Consider the following 12,583-nt stretch of genomic DNA (forward strand, 5'->3'; position numbering starts at 1 on the left):
CGGACACGCAGGAAGGCCCGGATGCGTGATGCATCCGGGCCTTCCGAAGACGTTGTCTCAGCGGACGACGACTGCGAGCACGTCGCGAGCCGACAGGACGAGGTACTCGTCTGCGCCGAACTTCACCTCGGTGCCGCCGTACTTGCTGTAGAGAACACGGTCGCCCACGGCGACGTCGAGCGGAACGCGGTTGCCGTTGTCATCGATGCGGCCGGGGCCCACGGCCACGACCTCGCCCTCCTGGGGCTTCTCCTTGGCGGTGTCGGGGATGACCAGGCCACTCGCGGTGGTCTGCTCTGCCTCGACCTGCTTGATGACGATGCGATCCTCGAGCGGCTTGATGGAAACCGACACGGTCTACCTCTTCTTTCTTGACGCTGACAGGAAGACTTTTCGCACTCTCAACCCGAGAGTGCTAATTCAGTCTAGGCGCTCCGCTGGCACTCACGCAATGCGAGTGCCAATCGGACGAACTGACCGCCGCCCTAAGCTGGAGGCGTGGAGATCTCCGAGCTGCGCGCCCTGCTCACCCCCGAAGGCCTGAAGGCGCTGGACGAGCTCGGCCCCGTCGATGAGATCGCCGACGTCGCTCGGATCGTGTCTCGGCTGCGCGCCGCAGGGCACTCCCCCGAGCTGGTCTCCGCCGTGGTGGGGCAGGCACGTCTCCGCGCCAAGGCGAGGGGCAAGTTCGGCGACTTCGCGGCGCGGATGCTGTTCACCCGCGCCGGGCTCGAGCAGGCCACCCGGCTGAACGTCGCCGCACGGCACGCGCAGCGGCTGCGGCGGGTCGGCATCACCCGTGTCGCCGATCTGGGCTGCGGCATCGGCGGAGACGCCCTCGCGTTCGCGGGCGCCGGACTCGACGTGATCGCCGTGGATGCCGACGAGGTGACCGCAGCGATCGCCGCCTACAACCTGGCGCCCTTCGGAGACAGCGCGGTCGTGACGCACGGCACCGCCGAGGCCCACGTGCCCGCCGACGGCGACGAGACTCAGGCGATCTGGATGGACCCGGCCCGCCGCACCGGGGGTCACAGCGAGACGCGGCGGGTGTCGTCCGATGACTACTCTCCCCCGCTCGACTGGGCATTCGACGTGGCCTCCCGCACCTCGACCGGCATCAAGCTCGGGCCCGGCCACGACCGGGACTCGCTCCCCGTCGACGCCGAGGCGCAGTGGGTGAGCGCAGAGGGCAGCGTCGTCGAGCTGGTGCTGTGGACGAGAGCGCTCGCTCGCGACGGCATCCGCCGGTCCGCTCTCGTGATCCGCGGCGAGCGCTCGCACGAGCTCACCGCAGGAGCAGATGCGGAGGATGAGCCCGTGCGTGAGCTCGGCGCCTTCCTCCACGAGCCGGACGGCGCGGTGATCCGTGCGCGCCTGATCGGCGACGTCGCGCGCAGTCTCGACGCGGGGATGCTCGATGAGCGCATCGCGTACCTCACCTCCGACACGGCGCTCACGAGTCCGTTCGTGCAGTCGTTCCGGGTGCGTGAGACGATGCCTGCCAATCCCAAGGCGATCAGCGCCGTCCTCAAGGCGAACGATGTCGGGTCTCTCGAGATCAAGAAGCGCGGTATGGACATCGACCCCGCCGCCTTCCGCAAGAAGCTGACGCTGCGGGGCGATCAGGCGGCGACGCTGATCCTCACCCGCATCGGCGATCAGCGCCGCGCGATCCTCGCCGATCGGGTGCCTGCCGCCGAATAGCGCCAGGCGAGGCCGCCCTAGCCCTCGGAGTCGTCGGACGGGATCTCGACCTGGATCGGATCCTGCTTCTCGCCGCCGAGCTCGAGCGTCTCCCCCGGCTCCACCGTCTGCTCGGCGGCTACTGCTGCGTTGTCGCCGGAGACGACGAGGTATGGCGTACCGCTCGGCGTGTAGGCGAGGCGCACGCTCCACTCCGCGGCGACGGTCCCCGTCTCGTCGACGGTGACCCCTCGGGTCTCGATGCCGTCGCCGGAGAACTGCTGGTCGCCCGACACGCGGCATTCGACGCTCTCGACGGCGTCGATGATCAGACAGTCCTGGATGTCGTCGCTCTCGAGGCGCTGTGCACGCCAGACAGGGGCATCGCGGAAGTAGCCGACGACCGAGAACGAGTACTCCTCGAAGCCCTCCTCGATCAGCTGCTCGGCCCGTTCCCGCTCGTCCCCTTGGAACTGCGACAGCCAGGAGTTCTGGTCCGAGCGCCAGCGCTGGATGATCCCGACGACCTCGCCGTTCATCGCCCGCGCGGCGGATGCCCAGATCTCCTCCGGACTCTCCTCGCCCTCGCCGGGTGCGGTGACACTCGCACTGATGCCGATGCCGTTCCCGTTGTCGAGATCCGCAGCCGGCTGACACTGATCCGCCGACTTGCCTGCCGCGTCGAGCGTGATGCAGATCGTCTCGCCGTCTTCCTTGGTGGCGTACCAGACGAGGGCGTCCTCGTCCCGTCCGATCGCGCGCAGGCTGCCGGGATCGAACCCGCCCTCCGCCTGCAGCTCGGCGCGACGCTGCTGCTGCTCGGAGGTCAGCGCCACGGCGTCACCGGTGTGCCCGAAGACCGCCCATCCGACGCCGAGACCGATCACGAGCATCGCGGCGGATGCGGCGACAGCGGCCTTCCAGTGCTGTCGGATCGCTGTGCGAAGTCCGCCGGCCTCGCGAGGCTGCTGCCGGCCGGCTTCCTCATCGGCGGGGCTCCCGCTCGGTGGGCCGGAGACGGGCGGCTCGGCATGCGGGAGCGGAGCATCCTCTGCTCGACGCGGGGCGTCGACCGCGTCGGCGCCCGGGCCGGCCGCAGCTGCGGCGAGGACCGTCGCGTCCGGTTCGACGCGCATGGACTCGAGTTCGCGCAGCCTGGCCGCTTCGACCTCGGTCAGGCCGCCGTCGCGACCATAGGCCTTGCCCTGCAGGGCGCGCAGCTCGGCAGACTCACTCTCCTGCAGCATCGTCGCTCTCCCAGCCCCTCGTCACGGTGAGGTACTGCTGACCGTAGCCGAACTGGTACTCATAGCGGGTCGTCTCGCCGTCGTCTGCGACGTCGAGCACGAGCGTCCGGTCCGCATCCGCGAGCATCAGGCTGTCGTCGCACACCATCGGAGGGTCAGGCATGGACCCGTCATAGACGAGACAGTATCGCTGGGTGGAGGTGTCGATCCCGGTCCAGATCGGCACCTCGTCGTCATAGCCGACGACGAGGATCGTGCGGCGATCCAATCCGGTCTGCGCGGCGAGCGTCGTCGCGGCTTCCGCCTCCGCCTCGCTGGCGAACATCGACGTCGACTGCGACGACGTGATGTAGCTGCGGGTGATGACCGCGGGCTCGCCATCCTGCGTGAGGAACATCTGCGCCTGGATGTCGTAGGCCTGGGCCTCGCTCACGGGCTTCGCGAGCGTCGCGTTCACACCCTGGATCGTCGCCTGCTCCCGCGTCGTGCACGCGGGAGCCGTCGCGTCCTCGTGGCCGAGCACGAGGCACACGTCCGCGCTCTCGTTCTTCGTCGCGAACCAGATCACGACGCCCTCCTCCTCGGCGACGGCTCGCACGGAACCCGGGTCGAAGTCGCCCGACGCGACGATCGCGCTCTGCCACCCCTCCTGCTGCGCACTGAGCTGCATCGGGGCAGGACCACGATCGGCGAAGATCAGCCAGCCGAGCACGAGGCCCACCACGATGAAGGCTGCGGTGATCGCGACGGCAAGACGCCAGTGCCGTCGCAGCGCGGCGAGGGCGGAGTCGCCGTGGGGCGCCCCGGTGGTGCGGTCCTCAGACACCGCGGTCCCGGCTCCCTCGACGACGGTCGACGCGGCGGGCTCGATGTGTGCGGGCTCGATGTGTGGGGGTGCAGGCGCAGCCGGCTCCGGTTCTCTCGGTGCGGGCGGCTCCGTCCGGCGGAGCTTGCCGGCCTCGAGTTCGCGCAGCCGCGCGGCCTCGACCTCATTCAGCGCACCGGCTCGACCGTAGGCCCGCGCCTGGAGAGCCCTCAGCTCGACGGATTCATCCGCGTCGAGCATCCGCTATCCGAGTCTCTCGAACTGCATCCCGGCCCAGACGAGCCAGCCGAGGCTGTAGACGGTCGCGCACAGACCGAGCACGAGCGCCCAGCGTGCGATGGCGCGGCTCTCGACCGGTCGGCGCAGCGACATGATCGACGCGATCACGGCGACGATGGCTATCGGTATGCCCCAGCCGACGAAGAAGGACGAGACCAGGGCCACGATGGCGGCCATCAGAGCCCAGGGCGCGAGGCGGGTGTCGTCGACGACGGACGCGTCGGTCGACGGCGCCCAGTCGGTGCCGCGCCCGATGTCGTCTGCCACGGGCCCGCTGACGACCACCGGTTCGACTCCGACCGGTCCCGTCGGCAGCTTCGTGTATCCCTCGCGGCGGGACCCCGGTATCCGCGCCGAACCGGACGGATGCTCGACCTCGCCGCTGAGGCGCTCGATCCTGGTCGGAGGCAGCACGGCATCGGACCCTGGTTCTGCGCCCACGGGATCGGGCGTGCGTGGCGCGTCGCTCATCACATCACCGCGACGCGCTCGTCGACCTGGATCTCGGTGACCGGAAGAGTGGAGTCGGCGCCGAACGCGAGCGTCGACGGGCGTCGGCCCGACGAGATCAGCTCCGCAGCCAGAGCCGCGATCATCGCCCCGTTGTCGGTGCAGAGCGACAGCGGCGGGATGCGCACGGTCACGCCCGCCTTCTCGGCCCTCGCGAGCGCGACCTCGCGGAGTCGTCGGTTGGCGATGACCCCGCCGCCGAGAAGCAAGCGCGGCACGCCGAGGTCTGCGCACGCGGCGAGCGCCTTCGTCACGAGCACGTCGACGACCGCCTCGCGGAAGCTCGCGGCGACGTCGGCCACCGGCACAGGCACGCCGTCTGCCTCGCAGCGTTCGACCCAGCGAGCGACGGCCGTCTTGAGCCCGGAGAACGAGAAGTCGTAGCGGTGCTTCGCCAGGTCCGATGCGCGAGACAGACCCCGAGGGAACCGGATCGCATCGGGGTCTCCGTCGAGTGCCGCCCGGTCGATCTCGGGGCCACCCGGGTACGGCAGCGACAGAAGTCGAGCGACCTTGTCGAACGCCTCCCCCGCAGCGTCGTCCATGGTCTCGCCCAGCATCTCGACGTCGGTCGTGAGGTCGCGCACGTGCAGCAGCGACGTGTGCCCACCCGACACGAGCAGCGCGATCGTCGGGTACTCGAGAGGCTCGGAGTCGGGGGTGAGGATGTCGGCGGCGATGTGGCCCACCAGGTGATTGACCGCATACAGCGGCTTGTCGAGCGAGACGGCGAGGCCCTTCGCGGCGCCGACGCCGACCATGAGCGCCCCTGCGAGGCCCGGCCCGCTGGTCACGGCGACCGCATCGAGGTCGTCGAGCCGCACCCCGGCCTCCGCCAACGCGGCGTCGATCGACGGCTGCAGGGCTTCGAGGTGGGCTCGGGCGGCGACCTCGGGCACGACGCCGCCGTAGCGGGCGTGCTCGTCCATGCTCGACGCGATCGTGTTCGACAGCAGCGTGCGTCCGCGGACGATGCCGATGCCCGTCTCGTCGCAGCTCGTCTCGATGCCCAGCACCAGCGGCTCGGTCATGCGGTGGCCTCCTTCGCGGCATCCTCGGCAGGCTCGTCACGATGCGCCGAACGCGGATGCTGCAGCACGAGGCGCATCACGATCGCATCGACGTCATCGGGCTGGTAATAGCGAGGGCGGCGGCCGATCTCCTCGAACCCCTCGGAGAGGTAGAGGCCCTCGGCGCCCGGATTGTCGGCGCGCACCTCGAGGAAGACCTCTCGGGCTCCGCGTTCGGCTGCGGCGTCGAGAAGCGAGCGCAGCAGCGCGCGCCCGCGACCGGCGCCACGGTGCTCGGCGTCGAAGGCGATGGTCTGGATGTCGGCATCACTCGACCCGTGCAGCGCGCGGACTCCGCCATAGCCGATGATGACGCCGTCGTGCTCGTCGACCAGATACAGGCCGTGCGGGCTGGCGAGCTCCAGCGCCATGGCCTGGGAGCTCCACGCGTCGGTCGGGAACGAGCGATCCTCTATCGCCATGATGGCGTCGAGGTCGTCGGGCGTCGCTGCACGCAGAGTCATCGCCCCACCTTCTTCGGCGCTCCGGGCACGGTGACATCGGGCTGTCGCAGATACAGCGGCTCGGCCCCCGCGAGCGTGCGCCCCGCCGCCACCGCGCGGGCGCCCACGCGGGCGAGGTCGACAGCCGACAGCGTCTCGACATCGATGCGACGGATGCCATCGAGGTGCTCGTCCGCATCGACCCTCGCGACCAGCACCGTGTCGGCGACCATGTTCGGGATGCCGTCGGCATCCGTCCCCTCGAACACGGTGACGGCCACCTCTCGCCGGCGGGCGTCCGTGACGATGGCGAACGGGCCGGTCACGGCGTCTCGATCGATCGCGGTGAGCGCCGCGGCGAAGTGGCTCGGCACGGGAACGACCGGGATGCCGCGGCCCATCGCGAACGTGCGCGCGGTCGCGATGCCGATGCGGAGTCCGGTGAAGGGGCCAGGGCCCATGCCCGCCACCACGTGGTCGATCGATCCGCTTCCGGTCTCGCCGAGAGCTCGCACGAGCAGCTCGCCGATGACCTCCGCGTGACCGAGAGGGTCGGCGGTCGAGGCGTCGGACAGACGGGTGCCGTCGTCGTCGATGAGGGCGACGGCGGTGCCCAGGGAGGTGTCGACGGCGAGGATCACCTCTCCAGGGTAGTCGCCGTTCAGCCGGTGATCGCTGAGCGCCCTGCGCGCGTGATCGTCACGTGCCGCGGGGCATCCGCGTCGAGCTCGGAGGGGTCGAGATCGTCGTCGCCGCCGACCGGGCGCTCGAACTCGATGTCCCACCAGGCCTCGGCCAGGTCCTCAGCCATACCGCGTCCCCACTCGACCACGACCACCGATCGTGCGAGGTCGAGGTCGAGGTCGTCGAGCTCGGCGCCTGAGCCGAGGCGGTAGGCATCCACATGCACCAGGGGGGCCCGTCCGACGAGCGAGGGATGCGTGCGTGCGATCACGAACGTGGGGCTCTGCACCGGCCCTCGCACTCCGAGTCCTTCCGCGAGCCCTCGAGTGAACGTCGTTTTCCCGGCCCCGAGGGGACCGGTGAGGATCAGCAGATCTCCGGCTTCGAGCTGCTCGCCGATGCGGAAGCCGAGCTGCTCCATGGCATCGGATGTCTCGATCTCGATGTGCCCGAGGAGGGCCGGGTCGACGCTCATGCCGACCGCCGGGGCACGCGCGGGCCGATGCGCGTGACGATCTCGTAGTCGATGGTCGACGCGGCGTTGGCCCACTCGGCTGCGGAGGGAACCCCGAGGGTCGGGTCGCCGAACAGCACGACCTCGTCTCCGATCGACACCGGGGAATCGCCGACGTCGACGACGAACTGGTCCATGGCGACCCGGCCGACGTTGGTGAACCGACGACCGCCGATCGACACCGGCAGGCGTCCGGAGGCGTGGCGAGGCACCCCGTCGGCGTAGCCGAGCGGCACGAGCACCAACGTCGTGTCGTGCGGGGCGCGGTGGTCGTATCCGTACGACACCCCTGCGCCGGCGGGCACGCGGCGCACAGCGGCGATCGCGCCTCGCAGGGTCATCGCAGGACGAAGCCCCAGCTCGGCCGACGAGCGGTCCTCGAAGGGCGAGAGGCCGTAGATGCCGATGCCGATGCGCACCGCATCCAGTCGCATCTCCGGCAGGTCGATCGCGGCCGCGGTCGCCGCGATGTGCCGGATCTCGGGGTGGATGCCGAACGAGGCCGCCGCGGCGACCGCCTCCTCGAACTTCGCCAGGGCCTCGCGGTCGTCTTGAGGCGAGGTGTTCGAGAGGTGACTGAAGAGCCCGATGATGCGCAGTCGTCCGATGCGCTCGAGACGCGCAGCCTCGGCGAGCACGCGCCGCCAGTCGGCCGGTGCGATGCCGTTGCGCGAGAGCCCCGTCTCGAACTTCAGGTGCACGCCGACCGGACGATCGACCGACGCGACGGCACCGGCAGCCTCGAGCTGGTCGAACGACGAGATGCCCACCTCGACGTCATGAGCTGCCGCCTGATCGAACCGCTCGCTCGGAGCGTGCAGCCACGCGACGATCGGCGCCGTGATGCCCTGGCGGCGGAGCTCGAGAGCCTCGGGGATCTCGGCGACACCGAGACGGGTCGCGCCGCCGGCGAGGGCCGCGACGGCTACGGCCGCGGCGCCGTGACCGTAGGCGTTCGCCTTGACGACCGCGATGACCTGCACGCCGGTGAGACGGCGGAAGTGGCGGACGTTGTCGCTGATGGCATCCAGCTCGATGCGGGCCTCGCGGAACGGAACGGTCACAGGGGCTCTCCTTCGGCGACGACGAACGCGGCGGCGAGTCCTGCGTCATGGGTGAGGGTCAGATGCAGTCGGGTGATCCCGCGCTCGGCGACGACGTCGGCGGTGGATCCAGACAGCACGAAGTGCGGGCGGCCCGATGCCTCGGAGGCGATCTCGATCTCGATCCAGTGCACCCCGTCAGAGCCGCCCAGGGTCTTGATCAGGGCCTCCTTGGCGGCATACCGCGCTGCCAGGGACGGAAGGCGCAGCGCCCGCTCCCCCGGCGCGAACAGCCGCTCCAGCAGCCGCGGCGTGCGCTCCATCGTGCGCTCGAACCGCGGGATGTCCACGAGGTCGATGCCGGTCCCGATGATCACCCGTTCAGCCTAGTCGCGGCATCCGCTTCCTTCGGCTCCTGCCCCGCCCCGACCCCCGAGACGGGGTCTATTCGACGGTGACGGACTTGGCGAGGTTGCGTGGCTGGTCGACGTCGAGGCCCTTGGCCGTGGCGAGGGCCATGGCGAAGATCTGCAGCGGGACGACAGCGAGCAGCGGCTCGAACATCGCTCCGGCGAGCGGAATCCGGATGACCTCGTCGGCGAACGGCAGGACCGCCGCATCGCCTTCTTCGGCGACCACGATCACGCGCGCTCCGCGAGCACGGATCTCCTGGATGTTCGAGACGACCTTGGAGTGGACCACGGCCGAGTGGCGCGGAGACGGCACCAGGACGAAGACCGGCTGCCCTGGTTCGATCAGGGCGATCGGACCGTGCTTGAGCTCTCCGGCGGCGAAGCCCTCGGCATGGATGTACGAGATCTCTTTGAGCTTGAGCGCACCCTCGAGCGCGATCGGGAAGCCGACGTGGCGACCGAGGAACAGGACGGAGCGGGTGTCGGCCATCCAGCCGGCGAGCTGCGTGACGTGCTCCTGCTCGCTCTCGAGGACCTTGGCGATCTTCTCGGGGAGGGCTGTGAGCTCCGCGACGTCGACGGATGCGTCCTGCACCGATCCGCGCACGCGCCCCATGTGCAGACCGAGCAGCAGCAGAGCGGTGATCTGCGCCGAGAACGCCTTGGTCGACGCGACCGCGACCTCTGGACCCGCATGCGTGTAGACCACGGCATCGGACTCTCGCGGGATGGTCGCTCCCTGGGTGTTGCAGATCGACAGGGTGCGCGCTCCTCGCTCTCGCGCGTACTTGACGGCCATCAGCGTGTCCATGGTCTCGCCGGACTGGCTGATCGAGATGACGAGCGTGTCATCGCCGATCACCGGGTCGCGGTAGCGGAACTCGTGCGCCAGCTCGACATCGACGGGGATCCGCGCCCACTGCTCGATCGCGTACTTGCCGACGAGCGCCGAGTACGCGGCCGTGCCGCACGCGGTGATGATGATGCGGTTGATGCCGATGAACAGCTCGTCGAGGCCGTCGAGCTCGGGGATGACGACCTGATCTCCCCGGATGCGACCGCGGATCGTGTTGGCGACCGCCTCGGGCTGCTCGGCGACCTCCTTGGCCATGAAGCTGGACCATCCGCCCTTCTCCGCGGCGGCGGCGTCCCAGGAGACGTCGAACGGCTCGGCCTGGACCGGCGTGCCGGCGAAGTCGGTGACCGTGACGGCATCCGGCGTGATCGAGACGATCTGGTCCTGCCCGATGGCGAGCGCCTTGCGCGTGTGCTCGATGAATGCGGCGACGTCGGAGCCGAGGAAGTTCTCGCCCTCGCCGAGGCCGATCACGAGCGGCGAGTTGCGTCGCGCGCCGACGACGAGTCCGGGGTGGTCCTGGTGCATCGCGAGCAGGGTGAACGCACCCTCGAGGCGGTTGACCACGGCGCGGAACGCACCCTGCAGGTCGCCGCCGTTGGTGCGGTACTCACGACCGAGCAGCGCTGCTGCGACCTCGGTGTCGGTCTCGCTGCGGAACGCCACGCCGTCGGCGAGCAGCTCGTCACGCAGCGAGGCGAAGTTCTCGATGATGCCGTTGTGGATCACGGCGAGCTTGTCGTCATCGGCGAGGTGCGGGTGCGCGTTCTCGTCGGTGGGGCCGCCGTGGGTGGCCCAGCGGGTGTGCCCGATGCCCGTGTTGCCGTCTGCCAGGGCGGCATCCTTCAGCGAGTCGCGCAGCATCGCGAGCTTTCCCGCCTTCTTGCGCATGCCGAGCGAGCCCTCGCCGTCGATGACCGCGACGCCTGCGGAGTCATAGCCCCGGTACTCGAGACGGGCGAGCCCTGCGAGCAGGATGTCCTGGCTGGGGCGCGGGCCCACGTATCCGACGATTCCACACATGTGGTCAAGAGTAAGGCGGGACTTTTGCGAAGGTTCCGAACGAAACCTCGAGCCTGCTCAGAGCTTGCGGAGAAGCACGCTCTCGACGCTGTGATCGACGCCCTTGTTGAGCACGAGACGCGCTCGGTGCTTGGTCGGCATCACGTTCTCGACCAGGTTCGGCATGTTGATCTCGTTCCAGTAGCCGAGTGCGGTCGTGATCGCCTCCTCGTCGGTGAGGTGCGCGAAGACGTTGAAGTACGACGACGGATTCGAGAAGGCTCCCTGGCGCAGGGCGAGGAAGCGGTCGACGTACCACTTCTCGATGTGCGAGGTGTCGGCGTCGACGAAGATCGAGAAGTCGAAGAGATCGCTGACGGCCACATCGTTCGGTGCGGGCGGCGGCTGCAGGACGTTCAACCCTTCGACGATCACGACGTCAGGACGCCGGACCACCACGTGCGCATCGGGGACGATGTCGTAGCGCATGTGCGAGTAGAACGGCGCCCGCACCTCTGCGGCCCCGCTCTTCACCTCGGTGAGGAATTCGAGCAGAGCTCGCCGGTCGTAGGACTCGGGGAACCCCTTGCGGTCCATCAGACCTCTGCGCTCGAGCTCGGCGTTCGAGTGCAGGAACCCGTCCGTCGTGACGAGCTCGACGCGCGGGGTGCCCGGCCACCGACTCATCAGCTCACGTAGCAGACGAGCGATGGTCGACTTGCCGACCGCGACGGAGCCCGCGACTCCCACCACGAACGGGGTCGTCGAATCGTCCTCCTGCAGGAACGAGCTCGTCGCGGCTCCCAGGCGCTTCGTGGCCGTCGCGTAAAGGCTGAGCAGCCGACTCAGGGGCAGATAGACCTCGCGCACCTCGGCGAGGTCCAGGCGGTCTCCGATGCCGCGGAGCTCGACGACCTCGGTCTCGGTGAGCGGCTGATCGAGACCCGCCGCCAATCGCGCCCATTCGTCGCGTCCGATCTCGCGATACGGAGACAGAGGCAGCGTGGGGTCGGCGGTGGTCACGGATACATCGTAACGGCGCACGAGTAGTCTCTATCCGTGCGCCTCGGAGTCCTCGACATCGGTTCCAACACCGTCCACATGCTCGCCGCCGATGTTCGCCCCGGGGGTCGGCCTCTGGCGACGACCAGCGATCGCACCGTCCTGCGGCTGATGCGGTACCTCACAGACGACGGTGCGATCTCCGAGGAGGGCGTACGAGCACTCGAGGTGGCTGTGGTTCGGGCGCGAGAGGTCGCGGAGGCCGAGCGGGTCGACGAGCTGCTCGCCACCGCGACGAGCGCGGTGCGCGACGCCCGGAACGGGGCCGACGTGATCGCCCGCATCGAGGCTGCCCTCGGCCAGCCGTTGCAGGTGCTCGACGGAGAGACCGAGGCCCAGCTCACCTTCCTCGCCGTGCGGCGCTGGTTCGGCTGGTCGGCCGGACAGCTGCTGCTCCTCGACATCGGCGGCGGATCGCTCGAGGTCGCGGCGGGCGGGGATGAGCTGCCGGATGCCGCGGCATCCGTCCCCCTCGGAGCCGGCCGGATGACAGTGCAGTTCCTCCCGCATGATCCGCCGGGTGAAGACGACGTCGAGCGTCTTCGGGAGCACGCGACCGCGACGCTCGCCGAAGTGCTCCCCCAGTTCGCCGCGCTGCCTCGCCCCGATCACGTCGTCGGCTCGTCGAAGGCGATCCGCTCGCTCGCCAGACTCGCGGGCTACCCGGTGCCGGGGTGGTCGGGAATCCAGCGCATGGTGCTCCCGCGGGTGTCGCTGGGATCGTGGATCCCGCGGCTGGCCCGTCTGCCCGCGTCCGCGCGACAGGAGCTCCCCGGCATCACCGCGGATCGCACGTTCCAGATCGTCGCCGCGGCGGTATCGCTGCACACCGCCATGACCGCGCTCGATGTCGACGAGCTCGAGGTGTCTCCGTGGGCGCTGCGCGAGGGGGTGCTGCTGCGATACATCGAGCAGCTGAACTGGAGCGCGCCGCGCGGCTGACCTGTG

The 12,583-nt window shown here is 69.7% G+C and carries 14 protein-coding genes; 2 read left to right on the plus strand and 12 right to left on the minus strand.

Features of this window, described 5'->3' with window-relative positions; all coding sequences use genetic code 11:
* Positions 1–57: 57 nt before the first annotated feature.
* Positions 58–354, minus strand: a complete 297-nt coding sequence (groES, locus tag OB895_RS07375; protein WP_039394204.1) for a co-chaperone GroES — start codon at positions 352–354, stop codon at positions 58–60.
* Between the two features lie 144 nt (positions 355–498).
* Here groES and OB895_RS07380 point away from each other — a divergent pair, with 144 nt between their 5' ends.
* A complete protein-coding gene (locus OB895_RS07380; protein WP_042539182.1) occupies positions 499–1,707 on the plus strand; it encodes a class I SAM-dependent methyltransferase in 1,209 nt (402 codons plus the stop codon).
* A 17-nt stretch (positions 1,708–1,724) separates the two neighbouring features.
* Here OB895_RS07380 and OB895_RS07385 read toward each other — a convergent pair whose 3' ends face one another.
* The 11 genes from OB895_RS07385 to coaA all read right to left on the minus strand — a co-directional run bounded on the left by OB895_RS07385 (position 1,725) and on the right by coaA (position 11,596).
* The gene (locus tag OB895_RS07385) at positions 1,725–2,933 is read right to left on the minus strand and encodes a hypothetical protein (protein ID WP_042539181.1); all 1,209 of its coding nucleotides are present in this window, start codon (positions 2,931–2,933) and stop codon (positions 1,725–1,727) included.
* The gene (locus OB895_RS07390) at positions 2,917–3,999 is read right to left on the minus strand and encodes a hypothetical protein (protein WP_311879678.1); all 1,083 of its coding nucleotides are present in this window, start codon (positions 3,997–3,999) and stop codon (positions 2,917–2,919) included. The genes OB895_RS07385 and OB895_RS07390 overlap by 17 nt, the downstream gene beginning before the upstream one ends.
* A gap of 3 nt (positions 4,000–4,002) precedes the next feature.
* The gene (locus tag OB895_RS07395; protein ID WP_311879679.1) at positions 4,003–4,509 is read right to left on the minus strand and encodes a hypothetical protein; all 507 of its coding nucleotides are present in this window, start codon (positions 4,507–4,509) and stop codon (positions 4,003–4,005) included.
* Positions 4,509–5,579 carry a tRNA (adenosine(37)-N6)-threonylcarbamoyltransferase complex transferase subunit TsaD gene (gene tsaD, locus OB895_RS07400; RefSeq protein WP_311879680.1) on the minus strand — a complete coding sequence of 357 codons (1,071 nt, stop codon included), beginning with the start codon at positions 5,577–5,579 and terminating at the stop codon, positions 4,509–4,511. Before tsaD ends, OB895_RS07395 begins: the two co-directional genes overlap by 1 nt.
* The gene (gene rimI, locus OB895_RS07405; protein WP_311879682.1) at positions 5,576–6,082 is read right to left on the minus strand and encodes a ribosomal protein S18-alanine N-acetyltransferase; all 507 of its coding nucleotides are present in this window, start codon (positions 6,080–6,082) and stop codon (positions 5,576–5,578) included. The genes tsaD and rimI overlap by 4 nt, the downstream gene beginning before the upstream one ends.
* The gene (gene tsaB, locus OB895_RS07410) at positions 6,079–6,702 is read right to left on the minus strand and encodes a tRNA (adenosine(37)-N6)-threonylcarbamoyltransferase complex dimerization subunit type 1 TsaB (protein WP_311879684.1); all 624 of its coding nucleotides are present in this window, start codon (positions 6,700–6,702) and stop codon (positions 6,079–6,081) included. The genes rimI and tsaB overlap by 4 nt, the downstream gene beginning before the upstream one ends.
* A gap of 20 nt (positions 6,703–6,722) precedes the next feature.
* Positions 6,723–7,220 carry a tRNA (adenosine(37)-N6)-threonylcarbamoyltransferase complex ATPase subunit type 1 TsaE gene (gene tsaE, locus OB895_RS07415; RefSeq protein WP_311879686.1) on the minus strand — a complete coding sequence of 166 codons (498 nt, stop codon included), beginning with the start codon at positions 7,218–7,220 and terminating at the stop codon, positions 6,723–6,725.
* The gene (alr, locus tag OB895_RS07420) at positions 7,217–8,323 is read right to left on the minus strand and encodes an alanine racemase (protein WP_311879688.1); all 1,107 of its coding nucleotides are present in this window, start codon (positions 8,321–8,323) and stop codon (positions 7,217–7,219) included. The genes tsaE and alr overlap by 4 nt, the downstream gene beginning before the upstream one ends.
* Positions 8,320–8,679, minus strand: coding sequence for a holo-ACP synthase (locus OB895_RS07425; RefSeq protein ID WP_042539168.1), 360 nt, complete (start codon positions 8,677–8,679; stop codon positions 8,320–8,322). Before OB895_RS07425 ends, alr begins: the two co-directional genes overlap by 4 nt.
* A 67-nt stretch (positions 8,680–8,746) precedes the next feature.
* Positions 8,747–10,594, minus strand: coding sequence for a glutamine--fructose-6-phosphate transaminase (isomerizing) (gene glmS, locus OB895_RS07430; RefSeq protein WP_042539166.1), 1,848 nt, complete (start codon positions 10,592–10,594; stop codon positions 8,747–8,749).
* 57 nt (positions 10,595–10,651) lie between these two features.
* Positions 10,652–11,596: a type I pantothenate kinase gene (coaA, locus tag OB895_RS07435; protein ID WP_042539164.1), complete on the minus strand. Its 945-nt coding sequence runs from the start codon at positions 11,594–11,596 to the stop codon at positions 10,652–10,654.
* A gap of 36 nt (positions 11,597–11,632) precedes the next feature.
* Here coaA and OB895_RS07440 point away from each other — a divergent pair, with 36 nt between their 5' ends.
* Entirely contained in the window at positions 11,633–12,577 is a 945-nt protein-coding gene (locus tag OB895_RS07440) for a Ppx/GppA phosphatase family protein (RefSeq protein WP_311879691.1), read from the plus strand.
* Positions 12,578–12,583: the final 6 nt, after the last annotated feature.

The sequence above is a fragment of the Microbacterium forte genome (assembly GCF_031885415.1).
Classification (GTDB): domain Bacteria; phylum Actinomycetota; class Actinomycetes; order Actinomycetales; family Microbacteriaceae; genus Microbacterium; species Microbacterium forte.